Genomic DNA, 15,427 nt, shown 5'->3' with positions numbered 1-15,427 from the left:
TGTGCTGAGGAAGCGAATCGTCGCGGCGCTGGTCGCCGTCACCCTGGGCGTCGCCGCCTGCTCACCCGCCGCCGAACCGGGCAGCGGCGACCAGGTGCTGCGCTACGCGCCGGCGATGTTCCCGGTGTCGCTGGACACCCACAAGTACGCCGGCGAGGAGGCCGTCCAGACCGCGATCCAGCAGATCATGGAGCCGCTGGTCCGGGTCGACGACGGCAAGATCGTCCCGGTCCTGGCGACCTCGTGGGAGAACCCGGATCCGGACACCTGGGTGTTCACGCTGCGCTCCGGCGTGAAGTTCTCCGACGGTACGCCGTTCACCGCGAAGGACGTCGTCGCGTCGTACCAACGGCATCAGAAGCTCGACGGCCCGCTGGTGCCGCTCTACTCGACCGTGACCTCGTTCGCGGCGACCGACGACCACACGGTCACCGTGAAGACCAGCAAGCCGCTCGGTACGTTGCTGAGCTCGCTCACGCTGCTGTTCATCGGGCCCGCGGACAAGATCGACACCGACGGGTTCTTCGGCAAGCCGATCGGGACCGGGCCGTTCACGGTCACGTCGTTCCAGCCCGACGAGAAGCTCGAGCTGGCCGCGAACCCGACGTACTGGGACGGTGCGCCGAAGCTGGGCAAGCTGGAGTTCGTGAACATCCCGGAGGTGTCCGGGCGGATCACCGCGCTGCAGAACGGCGAGGCCGACGTCCTCACGCAGATCCCGCCGGACCAGGTCGGCTCGGTGCAGGGGAGCGACGCGATCACCTACTCGACGACGCCGAGCTGGACGTACTACTTCGACTGGTTCAACTCCAACCGGAAGCCGTTCGACGACAAGCGGGTCCGGCAGGCGATGTGGCACGCGCTGAACCTCGAGGGGACCGTGAAGGACCTGTTCGGCAACCTCGCGACGGTGGCGCAGGCGCCGGTCGCACAGGGCGTGATCGGGGCGCCGAAGTTGTCGCCGTACGACTACGACCCCGCGAAGGCGAAGGCGCTGCTGGCGGCGGCCGGGTATCCGAACGGGTTCACGACGTCGATGCAGTGGCCGCTCGAAGGCGGGCCGAACATCCGGGCGCTGGCACAGGCGATGATCTCGGACTGGGCGAAGATCGGCGTCACGGTGAAGCCGCTGGAGAAGGAACGCGCCCAGTGGCTGGAGGACTTCGGCAAGCTGAACTGGGACATGAACCTGCAGACCAACGTGACCGGCACCGGCGACGCGGACTACACGCTGGCACGGCTGTACGTCTGCTCCGCCAAGCGCAACGGCTACTGCAATCCGGCCGTCGACAAGCTGCTCCTCGACGCGCGGTCGTCGGTGGACCAGGCCGCCCGCCCGAAGCTGTACCAACAGGCCGGCCAGATCCTGTGGGACGACGCGGTCGGCATCTTCCCCGCGGATCTGTCGTCCAACGCCGCGGTCCGCAGCCGCGTCCAGAACTTCGTGATGCCACCCAGCGGGCGCCCCCTCTTTGCGAAGGTGACTGTCTCCGGCAGCTGACACCACCTTTCCACCGACGTCGAATAGCTCCCGCTCCAACCTGTTCTGCACCGAAGCCGGCTCCTGTTGCGCGGGTGAGGGGTTGACGGGTTGGACGGGGGCGGTCTAGCGTCCGGGAAATCGATTACTCGCCCGAATCGTGGAGGTGTCATGCCGGACCTCGTGACGATGAGTGCGATCGGGAAGCGGTACGGCGGGGTGCAGGCCTGCGACGGGGTCGACTTCGTCCTCGGCGCCGGTGAGGTGCATGCGTTGCTCGGCGAGAACGGGGCCGGGAAGAGCACGCTGATGAAGATCCTGTCCGGCGACGTCACCGAGTACGCCGGCACGATCGCGATCGACGGCGCCCCGGTCCGGTTCAACGGACCCACCGACGCGCAGTCCGCGGGCATCGCGATGATCCACCAGGAACTCGACCTGGTCCCGGGGCTGTCGGTCGCGGACAACATCTTCCTCGGCCGCGAACTCCGGACGCCGTACCGCACCGTCGACCGCCGCCGGATGGAACGCGCGGCGAAGGAACTCCTCGACCGCAGCGGCGTCAGCCTCGACCCGCGGCGGCCGGTCGGCGAACTGCGGGTCGGCGAGCAGCAGCTGGTCACGATCGCGAAGGCGATCGCGCTCGACGCGCGGGTGCTGATCATGGACGAGCCGACCTCCGCGCTCACCAGCTCCGAGGTGGAACGGCTCTTCGACGTGATCCGCGAGCTCCGGCAGGGCGGTGTCGGCATCGTCTACATCTCGCACCGGATGGAGGAGATCGCCCAGGTCGCCGACCGCGCGACCGTCCTCCGCAACGGCCGGATCGTGACCAGCTTCGACCCACGCGCCCTGAGTACGGCGGAGGTCGTCGAGGCGATGGTCGGCCGCCCGGTGCAGACCATGTTCACCACCCCGGACAGCACCACCGGCGACGAACTCCTGCGCGTCGAGGACCTCGCCCTGAAAGCCAAGCGCCCCGGCCGTCGCGACCCGGACGGCATCTCGTTGACCGTCCGCGCCGGCGAGATCGTCGGCCTGGCCGGACTCCTCGGCGCGGGCCGGACCGAACTCCTCGAGACCCTGTACGGCGTGGCGCCCGGCGGCACGTTGTCCGGCCGGATCCTCCTGCAGGGCAAGCCGATCCGCCCGCGCAGCCCGCGACAGGCGCTCGCGCACGGCATCGGGTTCGTCCCGGAGGACCGGCGGGCGTCCGGGCTGGTGCTGTTCCACTCGATCCTCGCGAACACGGTCGTCTCGAGTCTCCCGGCGTACGGCCGGCTCGGGGTCGTCGCGCGCCGGCTGGAACGGGCCGCGTCGGCGTCGATGGCCGACCGGCTGCGGCTGAAGTTCGGGCGGATGCAGGACGAGGTCGGCACGCTGTCCGGCGGGAACCAGCAGAAGGTCGTGTTCGGCCGGATGCTGCTCACCGAACCGAAGCTGCTGCTGCTCGACGAGCCGACCCGCGGCGTCGACGTCGGCGCGAAGGCCGAGATCTACCGGCTGCTCGGCGAACTCGCGGCGCAGGGCATCGGCGTACTGCTCGCCTCCTCCGAACTTCCCGAACTGGTCGGTGTCTGCGACCGCGTCGTCGTCCTGCGGGACGGCCGCGACGTGGCGTCGTTCAGTACGGCGGACTCGGGCGAGGGTGATCTGCTGGCCGCCGCGATGGGACAAGGAGCGATGCAGTGACGGACGTTGCGCAGGACAAGGTGACCCCGGTCGAGAACACGTCCGTGGCCGCGACGTTGTTCCGGTTCCAGAGCGTCTTCGGGCTGATCGCGGTGTTCATCGCGGCGATCATCTTCTCGCCGCGGAAGAACGGCGACATCCTGTTCATCAGCGCCGACAACCTGGCGAACGTGGTCCGCGCGGTGTCCGAGATCGGCATCATCGCGGTCGGGATGACGTTCGTGATCCTGATCGGCGGCATCGACCTGTCGGTCGGCGCGGTACTCGGCCTGGCCGCGGTCGGGTCCGCCGTCCTGATGGTCGAGAACAACTGGGGCTTCCTGCCGTCGATCGTGCTCGTGCTGGCGATCGGGCTGGTCTTCGGTGCCCTGCAGGGGATCGCGACCGCGATGATCGGGATCCAGTCGTTCATCGTCACGCTCGCGGGCCTGCAGATAGCCAGGGGTCTGGCCCGAATATGGTCCGGCGGGCAGGGCGTCGCGATCGCGTACGGCGACGGGCCGAACGAGGCGCCGGCGTCGTTCGCGCTGCTCGGCGAGCGCACCTTCGGCGGGCTGGTGCCGATCCCGGTGATCATCTTCGCCGTGGTCGCGGCCGCCGCGGTGGTGTTCCTCCGGGTGAGCGCGTTCTCCCGGCACCTGTACGCGGTCGGCGGCAACGAGAAGGCCGCCCGGCTGTCCGGCGTACCGGTGGTCCGGGTGAAGGTCGCGGTGTTCGCGATCTGCGGGTTGCTCGCGTCGCTGGCCGGCATCGTGCACGCCGTCCAGCTCAACCAGGGCAGCCCGAACGACGGCATCGGCTACGAGCTGGACGCGATCGCCGCGGTGGTGATCGGCGGTACCAGTCTCGCGGGCGGCCGCGGTTCGGTGGCCGGGACGGTGGCCGGCGCGCTGCTGCTCGGCGTACTGAACAACATCCTTGCCCTGAACAACATCGACTCCAACATCCAGCTCCTGATCAAGGGACTGGTGATCGTTGCCGCCGCCGCGCTGCAACGGCTCCGCCCCACCTCGTAAGGAAGGTTCCGTCATGCGTTCTGTGAGAATCCCGTTGGCCGCGGCAGCGATCGCCGCGCTAGTCCTGGCCGGCTGTGGGACCACCAACGAGCGAACCGCCGGCGCGTCGCCGGGCGCGTCCAAGTCCTGCAAGGGCAAGGACGGCAAGTACACGATCGGGATGAGCCAGGCGAACGTCGCCGAGCCGTACCGGCAGCGGATGGACGACGACATCAAGACCGCGGCCAAGGAGGTGCCGCAGTTCGACGTGAAGTTCGCCGACGCCGCGCAGGACAACGCCAAGCAGGTCGCGGACGTCGAGAACTACATCACCCAGCAGATCGACCTGCTGATCATCAGCCCGAACGAGGCGAAGCCGCTGACCGCGGTGGTGAAGAAGGCGTACGACAAGGGCATCCCGGTGATCGTGCTGGACCGGAAGGTCGAGGGCGACGCGTACACCGGGTTCATCGGCGGCGACAACGTGCAGATCGGGCGCGAGGCCGGCAAGTACATCGCCGAGAAGCTGCTGCCGAACGGCGGGAACGTCGTGGAGCTGAAGGGCCTGGCCGGGGCGACGCCGCAGGCCGAGCGGCACGAAGGATTCGTCGAGGGGATCAAGGGCAACCCGAAGGTCAAGGTGATCGCGAGCGCGAGCGGTGACTGGCTGCGGGAGAAGGGCCAGTCGCAGATGGACGCGCTGCTGAAGGCGAACCCGAAGATCGACGTGGTGTTCTCGCACAACGACCCGATGGCGGAGGGAGCGTACCTGGCCGCGAAGGCGGTCGGCCGGGAGAAGGAGATGAAGTTCACCGGTATCGACGCGCTGCCGATCCCGTCGGGCGGGATCAAGGCGGTCGAGCAGGGCCGGCTGTCGGCGACGTTCACGTATCCGACGAACGGCAAGGAGGCGATCGCCGCCGCGAAGAAGATCCTGGTCGACTGCGGCACGATCGAGAAGACCCAGACGCTGCCGACCCGCCTGATCGACCCGTCCAACGCGGCGAAGATCTACGCCGAGGAAAACCCCAACGGATGAGCTCAGCGGCTTGAGCTGGCGCGGGGGATCAGGCGGGCGGCGAGAGTGGTTGCCGTGGGTGGGCGGGTGTTGTCGGCGATGCGGGCCAGTAGGAGGCGGGCGGCGGCGGCACCCAGCTCGTACGCCGGTTGGGCGACGACTGTCAGTGGTGGGTCGACCAGCGCGGCCCACGGGGCGTCGTCGAAGGTGACGACGCCCACCTCCCGCCCGACCCGCACGCCGCGCTCCTGCAACGCCTGCAGCACTCCGACCGCCATCGCGTTGTTCGCGATCAGCAACGCGTCCGGCGGCTCGGCCTGCGCGAGCAGCTCCAGTGCCGCCCGATGCGCCCCGGTCGCCTTGAATTCGGTCCGCCGGACCAGCCGGGTCGTACTCCGTCGCCCGGCAGCCTTCAGGGCCTCGCGGTACCCGGCCAGCCGGTCGTCGGCCGTCCGGACCCCGGCCGGCCCGGTGATGCACCCGATCCGTTCGTAGCCCTGGGCAACCAAATGTGCGGTCGCCTCGCGGGCGGCCACCCGGGTGTCGACCAGCACCACGTCGCTGGCCGGCCCGGGCAGCGGCCGGTCCACCGCGACGTACGCCGTACCCCGGGAGGCGAGCGGCGCGACCGAGGACTCCGGCCCGCTCGGCGACAGGATCACCCCGGCGACCCGTTCCTGCACCGCGACGTCGAGGTACCGGCGTTCCTTGGCGGCGCTCTCGTCGGAGTTGCACAGCACGACCGAGTACCCGACCTCGTGCGCCACGTCCTCGACCCCGCGGGCGATCGCGGTGAAGAACGGGTTCTCCACGTCGGAGATGATCAGCGCGACCACCGCGGCCTCCTGGCGGCGCAGGTTCCGGGCCGGGCCGTTCGGCTGGTACCCGAGCTCGGCGGCCGCCGCACGGACCCGCTCGGCGAGGTCGGGATCGACCGTCGGCTTGCCGTTCAGCGCCCGGGACACGGTCGCCGTGGACACCCCGGCGCGCGCGGCCACGTCGCTGACAGTCGGCACGATCACTCCCTTCCTGACCGAACAGTAGCGCGCCGAGTAATGGATTACCCGTGTTCTTAACGTACGGAACCGCCGGGCCTTACCAGTGGCGTGAGAGGATCACCCGCGTGACTGCCTTGCCGAGTGTTTCGTACTCCATCACCGTTCGCCTCGAGGTGCCCGCGGGCGGCTCGACGGTGAGCAAGTTGACGACCGCGGTCGAGCAGGCCGGCGGTCTGGTCACCGCACTGGACGTGACCGCCTCCGGCCACGAGCGGCTGCGGATCGACGTCACCTGTGCCGCGGCCGACACCGAGCACGCCGGCCGCCTGGTCGAGGCGATGCGCGCCGTCCCGGGCGTCGAGATCGGCCGGGTCTCGGACCGGACCTTCCTGATGCACCTCGGCGGGAAGATCTCGATGGAGGCCAAGCACCCGATCCGCAACCGTGACGACCTCTCGATGATCTACACGCCGGGTGTCGCGCGGGTCTGCCTGGCGATCGCGAACAACCCCGACGACGCCCGCCGGCTGACCATCAAGCGGAACAGCGTCGCGGTCGTCACGGACGGTTCGGCCGTCCTCGGTCTCGGCAACATCGGCCCGAAGGCCGCGCTGCCGGTGATGGAGGGCAAGGCCGCGCTGTTCAAGCGGTTCGCCGGGATCGACGCCTGGCCGCTGTGCCTGGACACCCAGGACCCGGACGAGATCGTCTCGATCGTGAAGGCGATCGCGCCGGGCTTCGCCGGGATCAACCTGGAGGACATCTCCGCGCCGCGCTGCTTCGAGATCGAGGCCCGGCTGCGTGAGGAGCTGGACATCCCGGTCTTCCACGACGACCAGCACGGTACGGCGGTGGTCGTGCTCGCGGCGCTCTACAACGCGCTGCGCGTGGTGAACAAGGACATCACGAACGTCCGGGTGGTGCTGTCCGGCGCCGGCGCGGCCGGTACGGCGATCCTGAAGCTGCTGCTCGCCGCGGGCGTGAAGGACACGGTCGTCGCGGACATCGACGGCGTCATCCACACCGAGCGCGACGGCCTGTCGCCGGAGCTGCGCTGGATCGCCGAGAACACCAACGCGGCGAAGTACAGCGGCAACCTGAAGGGTGCGCTGTCCGGGGCGGACGTGTTCATCGGCGTCTCCGCGCCGAACCTGCTGACCGGTGCCGACATCGCGACCATGAACGACGACGCGATCGTGTTCGCGCTGGCCAACCCGACACCCGAGGTCGACCCGGCCGAGGCCGGCGAGCACGCGGCCGTGGTGGCCACCGGCCGCAGCGACTACCCGAACCAGATCAACAACGTGCTGGTCTTCCCCGGGGTGTTCCGCGGTCTGCTGGACGCGCAGTCGTCGAAGGTGTCGGTCGACATGGAACTGGCGGCCGCGAAGGCGCTGGCCGGCGTGGTCACGGACGAGGAGCTGAACGCGACGTACATCGTGCCGAGCGTCTTCCACCCGGAGGTGCACACCCGGGTCGCGCACGCGGTCCGGGACGCGGCCGGCGGCAAGGCCCCGGCGCACGAGAACTTCCCGGACGACGCACCGGTGCTGTGACGGTCAGCACGCAGCAGACCGGGACGTGGATCCCGGTCTGGGTGTGGCGGGTGGCGTTCGTCGTGGCGGTGGCGCTGCAGCTGTACGGCGTCTACGCGCCGCGCGAGGCCGGCCCGAACGTCGGCATCCCGCAGATCGACAAGGTTGCGCACTGCATCCTGTTCGGCGCGGTGGCGTTCACCGGGCTGAAGGCCGGACTGCCGGCCCGCTGGTTGCTCGGGGCACTGGCCGCGAACGCCGTGGTCAGCGAGCTGGTGCAGCACTGGTTCCTGCCGCAGCGCGACGGCGACCCGTTCGACGCGCTCGCCGACCTGGCCGGTGTCGCGCTCGGTGCCTGGCTCGCGACGGTGGGACGCCCGCGGGTGCCCCGGCGTACGCCATGATGGAGTCATGACGGTCTCGACCCTGACCGGATCGCTGCTGGTGGCGACTCCGTTGCTCGACGAGCCGCCGTTTCGCCGTTCGGTGATCCTGCTGCTGGACCACGACGACGACGGCGCGCTCGGGGTGGTGGTGAACCGGGCCGCGGACCTGTCCGTGGACCGGGTGCTGCCGAACTGGTCGACGGCCGTCGACGAGCCCGGCGTGCTGTTCATGGGCGGACCGGTCGGCACCGACAGCGCGCTCGCGGTCGCCGAGGTGGTCGCGGACACCGACCCGCCGGGCTGGCGGGAGTGCTACGGACGGATCGGGCTGGTCGACCTCGACGTACCGCCGGAGCTGCTCGAGGGCGCGATCACCCGGATGCGGATCTTCGCCGGGTACGCCGGCTGGTCCAGCGGCCAGCTCGAGGGCGAGATCGCCGAGGGCGCCTGGTACGTCGTGGAGTCCGAGACGGCCGACGTCTTCGGCCACGACCCGGAGACGCTCTGGCGGCGTGTACTGCGCCGCCAGAACGACCAGATGGCCTACGTGTCGACCTACCCGGACGACCCGACCCAGAACTAGCGGCTACTCCTCGCCGCCGTCGCCGCCCTCGTCACCGGGGTTCAGCGAGTCCCAGATCTCCTTGCACTCCGGGCAGACCGGGAACCGCTGCGGGTCGCGGCTGGGCACCCACACCTTGCCGCACAGCGCGACCACCGGCGTGCCCATCACCATCGCCTCGGTCAGCTTGTCCTTCGGCACGTAGTGCGAGAACCGCTCGTGATCACCAGGCTCGGCCGGCGAGGTCTGGGTCCGCTCGTCGACAACCGTCTCCGCGCCGGGGGTCAGCTGAGTACTCATACCCCCGAGTGTAGGACGTGTCACCAGCCGACCCGGAACTTTCTCCACAGCTCGGGGAATCCCGGGGCAACCCGGGGCAGATCGCGGCACCTTCTCTGCCGTGACCGACCAAAGGAGGCAGTATGAGTGCCGTGGAACACATTCCAGCCCATGCGCTGTGGCCGCCGGCTGCGCCACTGACGCGCGCGGATCTCGATCGGATGCCCGATGACGGCCACCGGTACGAGCTCATCGATGGAATCCTGCTCGTGAGCCCGGCGCCGAAGACCCGCCATCAGATCATCTCGGCGGCGATCTACCGGGTGCTGTTCGCGGCCTGCCCGCCGGACCTGCTGGTGCTCTACGCTCCGGTTGACGTGGTCCTCGCGGAAGACACGGTCTTGGAGCCGGACCTGCTGGTCGCTCCCCGCGACGCGTTCAGCGAGCGGGATCTTCCGGGGCCGCCCCTGCTTGCCGTCGAAGTGTTGTCGCCGAGCACGCGCCGTGTCGACCTGATGCTCAAGTTCTCGCGCCTCGAGGCGGCGGGTTGCCCGGCGTACTGGGTGGTGGATCCCGACACGCCGAGTCTGATCGCGTGGGAGCTGCAGGACGGCGCATACGTGCAGGTCGCGACGGTCACCGGGGACGAGGCGGTCCAGCTGACGCGCCCGTTCGACGTCACGGTGGTGCCTGCTGATCTGCTCTCGTAACCGATCTCGGGTAATCTTCCTGCCCGGCACACTGTCGAACTTCGGGGGAGTAGCTGTCTGTGGACTCGCACGTGCCGGCCAATCCTGCTGTCCTGCCACCGGCCTATCCGGATCGTGCGGCGTGGGGTACCGCGAGCAAGCTGCGAGCGTGGCAGGCCGAGGCGCTCCAGCAGTACCTGGACACCAACCCGCGGGACTTCCTCGCGGTCGCGACGCCGGGCGCCGGTAAGACGACGTTCGCGCTGACCGTGGCCGCGGAGCTGCTGCATCGGCGGCAGATCGAGCGGATCACCGTGGTGACGCCGACCGAGCACCTGAAGACCCAGTGGGCCGACGCGGCGGACCGGGCCGGGATCGCGATCGACCCCGCGTTCGCCGGGCGCCGCGGCAAGACCAACAAGGACTACCAGGGCGTCGCGGTGACGTACGCCGGGGTCGCCGTGAACCCGCTGGCCTTCCGGGTCCGGACCGAGCGGTTCAAGACCCTGGTGATCCTCGACGAGGTGCACCACGGCGGTGACGCGCTGAGCTGGGGCGACGGCGTCCGCGAGGCGTTCGAGCCCGCCGCGCGCCGGCTCTGCCTGACCGGTACGCCGTTCCGCAGCGACGACAACCCGATCCCGTTCGTCACGTACGAGGAGGGGCACGACGGCGTCGCCCGGAGCAAGGCGGACTACACCTACGGGTACGGCCACGCGCTCCGCGACCACGTCGTCCGGCCGGTCATCTTCATGTCGTACTCCGGCGAGATGCGCTGGCGGACGAAGGCCGGTGACGAGGTCGCCGCGCGGCTCGGCGAACCGCTGACCAAGGATCTGACCGCGCAGGCGCTGCGGACCGCGCTGGACCCGACCGGCGAGTGGATGGGCGCCGTCCTCGCGGCCGCCGACAAGCGCCTGACCGAAGTCCGGCGGCACATGCCGGACGCCGGCGCGCTGGTGATCTCGGGCGACCAGAACACGGCCCGTGCGTACGCGAAGACGCTCCGGGAGCTGACCGGGGAGTCGCCGACGGTCGTGCTGTCCGACGAGAAGGCGGCGAGCAAGAAGATCGCCAAATTCTCCGAGGACGAGTCGCGCTGGATGGTCGCGGTCCGGATGGTGTCCGAGGGCGTCGACGTACCGCGGCTGGCGGTCGGGGTGTACGCGACGCCGACGTCGACGCCGCTGTTCTTCGCGCAGGCCGTCGGACGGTTCGTGCGGGCCCGCAAGCGCGGCGAGACGGCGTCGGTGTTCGTACCGTCGGTGACCCGGCTGCTCGGGTTCGCGGCCGAGATGGAGGTCGAGCGCGACCATGTCCTCGGCCGCAAGAACAGCAACGAGGACGGCGACATCTTCGCGCTCGAGGACGACCTGCTGAAGCAGGCGAACCAGTCCGAGGGCGCCAGCGACGAGCTCGAGGGGAACTTCGAGGCGCTCGGGTCGGACGCCAGCTTCGACCGGGTGGTGTTCGACGGCGGTGACTACGGCACCGGCGGCGAGAACGCGTCCGACGAGGAGCTGGACTTCCTCGGGCTGCCCGGTCTGCTGGAGCCGGACCAGGTCCGCGAGCTGCTGCACAAGCGGCAGCAGAAGTCGCTGGCGGCGCAGAAGAAGTCGTCCCAGCCGGTGAGCGAGCGCGAGGACCCGACACCGACCGAGCTGGCCACCCACGAGCAGATCGCGTTGCTCCGCCGGGAGCTGAACGGGCTGGTCGCCGCCTGGCATCACCGCACCGGTCAGCCGCACGGCGTCATCCACAACGACCTGCGCCGCAAGCTCGGCGGGCCGGCCGCGGCGCACGCCTCGTCGATCCAGCTGAAGGAACGCATCGAACTGATCCGCGACTGGGCGACCCAACGCCGGGCCTGACCCCGCGGTAGATCCCCGAGGCCCAGCACCCCGCCCGAGGTGCTGGGCCTCAGTCTTGTCAGGGGCGGTACACGTGCACGTAGTCGATCTGCATCGACTCCGAGGTCACGGTGGGAGGGATCTTCCCGAACACGAACAGGTCCAGGATCAGCGCGTCGCCGGTCCCGGCGTACGCGCCCTGGCGGCAGATCTCCTTGCCGTCGAGGTACCAGATCGTCTCGTCCGGGCCGAGCTTCTGCGCGATCGTGTGCCAGTCGGTGGTGAGGTCGGTCGGCGACTGGTACGTGCAGCCGCCGCCGGGCGACTGGTGGTTGGTCAGGTACAGCGCCTTGTGGTTGTCGCTGTAGAACTCGTAGGTGTCCTGCTCGTTCGAGCCGTTGCCGTTCCAGGTCCACGTCGACGGCCAGAAACCCTGCGCCGACGGGAGTTTCAGCCGGGTCTCGACGTAGTCGCCGGGCTGCACGGCGAACGAGCTCGAGGGCTCGTGCCCGCAGGCCTGACCGGTGGTGATCAGCGCGCCGGACCAGTCGTACCCCGGCGCCGGATTGTTCTTCCGGGCGGTCATCGTGAGCTTGCCGCCGGCAACGGACAGCGCGTCCCAGGTGTGCCACTCGAGCTGGTCGTTGCCCTTGTTCCCGAGGCACTGGTCGCCCTCGGCGTTCGAGTGGATCGCCCACTTCGTCCGGTCGATCGCGGTGCCGTCGAACTCGTCGGCGAACACCAGTTTCCCGGGCGCTGCCGCGTCCGCGGCACGGAGAGGGACGACCAGCAGTCCGAGTACCACCGCAGCCGTAAGTAACTTACGCATCAGGCAACCCTCTCCGTCGGAAATGAACGGATCAAACAGTCGCTTGATCAGGGCTTCGTTGTCAACTCCTGGGTACCGATCACGTCCAGCAGCCGGATCGCCTGGCCGGACGGCGATCCCGGCTCGGCGGTGTACAGCACCACCCGCTGGTCCCGCTCGGGCACGACGAGCACCTCGCAGACCACGTCGATCCGCCCGACCTGCGGGTGGAAGAGCGTCTGGCACAACGACTGCTGCCGCCCGACCTCGTGCCGCGCCCAGATCGCCGCGAACTCCGGACTGCCCGCGCGCAGGTCGCCGACCAGCCGCGCGAGCTCCGGGTCGTCCGGGTACGTACTCGTCGCCGCCCGCAGGTCCGCCGCGGCGTCCCGCGCGAACTCCCGGGTCGCCTGCTCGCCGAACAGCCGCGCCTGCCGGTCGGTGAGGAACCGAAGCCGCAGCAGGTTCCGCTCGCGCGCCGGGATCGCCGAGAAGTCCGTGATCAGCGCGGCCGCCAGCCGATTCCACGCCAGTACGTCGTACTTCGCGTCCAGCACCAGCCCCGGTACGTCGAGCCGCGCGAGCATCCGCAGTACGCCGCTCCGCACGTCCGTCGGCGGACCGGGCGGTGGTCCGGGCTGCTCGCCGGCCAGCCGGAACAGGTGGGCGCGCTCGTCGTCGGACAGCCGGAGCGCGCGGGCGAGACCGGTGAGTACCGGGCGGGACGGCCGCGGGCCGCGGGCCTGTTCGAGGCGGGTGTAGTAGTCGGTGGACATGGTCGCGAGGCTCGCCACCTCCTCGCGGCGCAGCCCCGGCGTACGGCGGCGCAGTCCGGCCGGGAGTCCCACGTCGGACGGCTGCAGGGCCTCCCGGCGTACCCGGAGGAACTCCGCCAGCGCGTCGCGATCCACGGTCCCAGGATCGCAGGCAGGCGCGTGCGGTAACCAGGGACTGCCGGTCCCAGGGTCGGCCCGCTCTGCCGCGGGCGGCGCGCGGACCGCAGCGTTGACGGCATGAACACGAACAAGGTCGCGCTCGTCACGGGCGCCAACAAGGGCATCGGCCGGGAGATCGCACGGCAGTTGGGGGAGCACGGGTTCACCGTGCTGGTCGGATCACGGGATGCGGAACGCGGTGCGGTCGCGGTCAAGGAGTTGGTTGCCGAGGGCCTCGACGCGATCGCGCTTCCGGTGCAGGTGGCTGACGCGGAGTCGGTGCGGGCGGCTGCTGCTCAGGTCGAGTCGACGTACGGGCGGCTCGACGTACTGGTGAACAACGCGGCGATCATCCCGGTCGGGGACGGTGCCGTGTCGGAGGTCGCGGGCGACGTACTGCGGTCCGCGTTCGAGACCAACGTGATCGGGCTGGTCGCCGTGACACAGGCGTTCCTGCCGCTGCTCCGGAAGGCCGCCGGAGCGCGGGTGGTGAACCTCTCGACGTCGCTGGCGTCGTTCGCGCAGGTCGGCGACCCGGCGTCGCGGATGTCGACCGTGCTGACGCTCGGGTACAACGCGTCGAAGGCGGCCGTGAACATGGTGACGGTGATGCTCGCCAACGAGCTGCGCGGCACCGGGATCCTGGTCAACGCCGCCGACCCCGGCAACTGCGCCACCGACATGGGCGGCTGGACCGCCGCGCGGACACCCGCGCAGGGCGCAGCCGTCGCCGTCGCACTGGCGACACTCCCGCCCGACGGCCCCACCGGCCACGTGTACGCCGAAGAGGGCCGCCTCGCCTGGTGAGATACCTCTCGTGGGTAAGCCCACCAGATGCAGGGTTTGCGTACCTGATCCCGGGCGCAAACCCTGCCTCTGGTGGGCTTACCCACGAGATGCGCGGGGTCAGACGATGGCGCCGGACCAGGCGAGGGCCTGCTTGAGGAGCTGGCCGCGGCCGCCCTCCATGTCGTTCAGCAGGCTCGGCGACAGGGCCTCCTCCGGCGTCAGCCACGTCAGCTCCAGCGCGTCCTGCCGCGGGTTGCACTCGCCGGTGACCGGTACGACGTACACCAGCGCGACGGCGTGCTGCCGCGGGTCGTGCAGCGGGGTCATCCCGGGGAACGGGAAGTACTCCGCGACCGTCACCGGCACCAGCGTCGCGGGCAGCCGCGGGAACGCCGCCGGGCCGAGGTCCTTCTCGATGTTGCGCTGCAGCGCGTCCCGGATCGACTCGTTGTGCAGCACCCGCCCGGAGACCAGCGTGCGGGTGATCTCGCCGGTCGCGGGCGAGGTCCGCAGCAGGACTCCGATGTGCTCGATCTGGCCGGACGTGTCGACCCGGGCCGGCACTGCCTCGACGTACAGGATCGGGACCCGGGTCCGGGTCTCGGCGAGCGCGAACTCGGACAACCAGCCGGGATTGGGGTCAGGCGTTTGCACAGACGACGTCATGGGCCCATCTTTGCTTACGGCCTGAAAGCACTCCGGTACTGGGAGGGGCTGAGGCCGAACGTCGAGCGGAATCGTCGCGTCGCGTGGCTCGGATCGTGCCAGCCGACCGTCGCGCCGATGGTCGCGACGGGCAGTTCGGTCTCGATCAGCAGGCCGGCCGCGCGCTCGGCGCGGATCCGGTTCAGGTACGCCATCGGGGACATCCCGACGGACTTCCCGAACAGCCGGATCAGGTAGCCCGGCGCGAGGTTGACGCGGGCCGCCAGCTGTTCGAGCGTCCAGGGCGCGGCCGGATCCGCCTCCAGCACCCGCATCGCGTGCTGCACCGCCGGATGCACCGCCGCCCGCAACCCGGCACCCCCAGGAACCAGTGCGCCGGACAGCAACCCGAACACATCCGGTCCCAGGTACGCGTTGCGGACCACCAACCCGGCGCAGCCGACGTACCCGTGCCACTCGCCCGGCCGGATCACCACCACCGAGTCCGGCGCCAGCTCCACCTCGCCCGCCGCCGACACGTGCGTCCCGCGCCCTTCGACCACTACCGCGATCTCGAAGAACGCGTGGCTGTGCGGCGCCACGTCCGCGAGCACCTCCAGCCGCTCACCCGCCACCGGCAGCCGCGGATCCGGAAACACCTGACTGCTCAGCACGTTGTGCACAGCGTCCTCCCAGGAGGTCAATTTCGGTCAACCTGAGGTCAACCACATCCTGTCCCCGGCGCCGCTGTCCCAGGACCCTGGAA

16 protein-coding genes are annotated in these 15,427 nt (G+C 70.0%); 10 read left to right on the top strand and 6 right to left on the bottom strand.

From position 1 onward, the window contains the following. The first annotated feature begins 1 nt into the window (after nt 1). The 4 genes from ACXJJ3_RS13360 (at nt 2) to ACXJJ3_RS13345 (ending at nt 5,206) form a co-directional block, all read left to right on the top strand. On the top strand, nt 2-1,501 hold the full coding sequence (locus tag ACXJJ3_RS13360; protein ID WP_458170331.1) for an ABC transporter substrate-binding protein: 1,500 nt from the start codon (nt 2-4) through the stop codon (nt 1,499-1,501). A gap of 150 nt (nt 1,502-1,651) precedes the next feature. Then, nucleotides 1,652-3,172, top strand: coding sequence for a sugar ABC transporter ATP-binding protein (locus ACXJJ3_RS13355; RefSeq protein ID WP_458170330.1), 1,521 nt, complete (start codon nt 1,652-1,654; stop codon nt 3,170-3,172). Beyond that, nucleotides 3,169-4,188, top strand: a complete 1,020-nt coding sequence (locus ACXJJ3_RS13350) for an ABC transporter permease (protein ID WP_458170329.1) — start codon at nt 3,169-3,171, stop codon at nt 4,186-4,188. The genes ACXJJ3_RS13355 and ACXJJ3_RS13350 overlap by 4 nt, the downstream gene beginning before the upstream one ends. A gap of 13 nt (nt 4,189-4,201) precedes the next feature. Next, a complete protein-coding gene (locus ACXJJ3_RS13345; RefSeq protein WP_458170328.1) occupies nt 4,202-5,206 on the top strand; it encodes a substrate-binding domain-containing protein in 1,005 nt (334 codons plus the stop codon). A 2-nt stretch (nt 5,207-5,208) separates the two neighbouring features. Here ACXJJ3_RS13345 and ACXJJ3_RS13340 read toward each other — a convergent pair whose 3' ends face one another. After that, the gene (locus tag ACXJJ3_RS13340) at nt 5,209-6,201 is read right to left on the bottom strand and encodes a LacI family DNA-binding transcriptional regulator (RefSeq protein ID WP_458170327.1); all 993 of its coding nucleotides are present in this window, start codon (nt 6,199-6,201) and stop codon (nt 5,209-5,211) included. Nucleotides 6,202-6,308: 107 nt separating this feature from the next. Between ACXJJ3_RS13340 and ACXJJ3_RS13335 the strand changes: the two genes are divergently transcribed. The 3 genes from ACXJJ3_RS13335 to ACXJJ3_RS13325 are packed head-to-tail and all read left to right on the top strand — an operon-like array spanning nt 6,309 to nt 8,687. After that, on the top strand, nt 6,309-7,739 hold the full coding sequence (locus ACXJJ3_RS13335) for a malic enzyme-like NAD(P)-binding protein (RefSeq protein WP_458170326.1): 1,431 nt from the start codon (nt 6,309-6,311) through the stop codon (nt 7,737-7,739). Beyond that, nucleotides 7,736-8,122, top strand: a complete 387-nt coding sequence (locus tag ACXJJ3_RS13330; protein ID WP_458170325.1) for a VanZ family protein — start codon at nt 7,736-7,738, stop codon at nt 8,120-8,122. The genes ACXJJ3_RS13335 and ACXJJ3_RS13330 overlap by 4 nt, the downstream gene beginning before the upstream one ends. A 7-nt stretch (nt 8,123-8,129) precedes the next feature. Continuing rightward, a complete protein-coding gene (locus ACXJJ3_RS13325) occupies nt 8,130-8,687 on the top strand; it encodes a YqgE/AlgH family protein (protein ID WP_458170324.1) in 558 nt (185 codons plus the stop codon). A 3-nt stretch (nt 8,688-8,690) separates the two neighbouring features. Here the strand turns inward: ACXJJ3_RS13325 and ACXJJ3_RS13320 are convergent, their stop codons facing one another. Beyond that, a complete protein-coding gene (locus tag ACXJJ3_RS13320; RefSeq protein ID WP_458170323.1) occupies nt 8,691-8,966 on the bottom strand; it encodes a DUF3039 domain-containing protein in 276 nt (91 codons plus the stop codon). Nucleotides 8,967-9,088: 122 nt separating this feature from the next. Here ACXJJ3_RS13320 and ACXJJ3_RS13315 point away from each other — a divergent pair, with 122 nt between their 5' ends. Both ACXJJ3_RS13315 and ACXJJ3_RS13310 read left to right on the top strand, forming a co-directional pair. Beyond that, complete coding sequence (locus ACXJJ3_RS13315; RefSeq protein WP_458170322.1) at nt 9,089-9,655, top strand: Uma2 family endonuclease; 567 nt, start codon at nt 9,089-9,091, stop codon at nt 9,653-9,655. 59 nt (nt 9,656-9,714) lie between these two features. Next, on the top strand, nt 9,715-11,505 hold the full coding sequence (locus ACXJJ3_RS13310; protein WP_458170321.1) for a DEAD/DEAH box helicase: 1,791 nt from the start codon (nt 9,715-9,717) through the stop codon (nt 11,503-11,505). A 58-nt stretch (nt 11,506-11,563) separates the two neighbouring features. Here the strand turns inward: ACXJJ3_RS13310 and ACXJJ3_RS13305 are convergent, their stop codons facing one another. Continuing rightward, nucleotides 11,564-12,313: a glycoside hydrolase family 16 protein gene (locus ACXJJ3_RS13305; protein WP_458170320.1), complete on the bottom strand. Its 750-nt coding sequence runs from the start codon at nt 12,311-12,313 to the stop codon at nt 11,564-11,566. Between the two features lie 47 nt (nt 12,314-12,360). Then, the gene (locus ACXJJ3_RS13300; protein ID WP_458170319.1) at nt 12,361-13,203 is read right to left on the bottom strand and encodes a helix-turn-helix transcriptional regulator; all 843 of its coding nucleotides are present in this window, start codon (nt 13,201-13,203) and stop codon (nt 12,361-12,363) included. A gap of 102 nt (nt 13,204-13,305) precedes the next feature. Here ACXJJ3_RS13300 and ACXJJ3_RS13295 point away from each other — a divergent pair, with 102 nt between their 5' ends. Then, a complete protein-coding gene (locus ACXJJ3_RS13295) occupies nt 13,306-14,034 on the top strand; it encodes an SDR family NAD(P)-dependent oxidoreductase (RefSeq protein WP_458170318.1) in 729 nt (242 codons plus the stop codon). A 99-nt stretch (nt 14,035-14,133) separates the two neighbouring features. Here the strand turns inward: ACXJJ3_RS13295 and ACXJJ3_RS13290 are convergent, their stop codons facing one another. Further along, nucleotides 14,134-14,682, bottom strand: a complete 549-nt coding sequence (locus tag ACXJJ3_RS13290) for an NUDIX hydrolase family protein (protein ID WP_458170317.1) — start codon at nt 14,680-14,682, stop codon at nt 14,134-14,136. A 14-nt stretch (nt 14,683-14,696) separates the two neighbouring features. Beyond that, nucleotides 14,697-15,344, bottom strand: a complete 648-nt coding sequence (locus tag ACXJJ3_RS13285; RefSeq protein ID WP_458170316.1) for an AraC family transcriptional regulator — start codon at nt 15,342-15,344, stop codon at nt 14,697-14,699. Between the last annotated feature and the right edge of the window lie 83 nt (nt 15,345-15,427).

Source organism: Kribbella sp. WER1 (assembly GCF_054189145.1).
This window is presented reverse-complemented; position numbering and strand designations above follow the sequence as displayed.

What these genes read in the sequence shown, in the direction of transcription:
- ACXJJ3_RS13355 (WP_458170330.1), top strand. Translation starts at nt 1,652, where the DNA reads ATGCCGGACCTCGTGACGATGAGTGCGATCGGGAAGCGGTACGGCGGG.
- ACXJJ3_RS13345 (WP_458170328.1), top strand. Translation starts at nt 4,202, where the DNA reads ATGCGTTCTGTGAGAATCCCGTTGGCCGCGGCAGCGATCGCCGCGCTA.
- ACXJJ3_RS13325 (WP_458170324.1), top strand. Translation starts at nt 8,130, where the DNA reads ATGACGGTCTCGACCCTGACCGGATCGCTGCTGGTGGCGACTCCGTTG.
- ACXJJ3_RS13320 (WP_458170323.1), bottom strand. Translation starts at nt 8,966, where the DNA reads ATGAGTACTCAGCTGACCCCCGGCGCGGAGACGGTTGTCGACGAGCGG.
- ACXJJ3_RS13315 (WP_458170322.1), top strand. Translation starts at nt 9,089, where the DNA reads ATGAGTGCCGTGGAACACATTCCAGCCCATGCGCTGTGGCCGCCGGCT.
- ACXJJ3_RS13305 (WP_458170320.1), bottom strand. Translation starts at nt 12,313, where the DNA reads ATGCGTAAGTTACTTACGGCTGCGGTGGTACTCGGACTGCTGGTCGTC.
- ACXJJ3_RS13295 (WP_458170318.1), top strand. Translation starts at nt 13,306, where the DNA reads ATGAACACGAACAAGGTCGCGCTCGTCACGGGCGCCAACAAGGGCATC.
- ACXJJ3_RS13290 (WP_458170317.1), bottom strand. Translation starts at nt 14,682, where the DNA reads ATGACGTCGTCTGTGCAAACGCCTGACCCCAATCCCGGCTGGTTGTCC.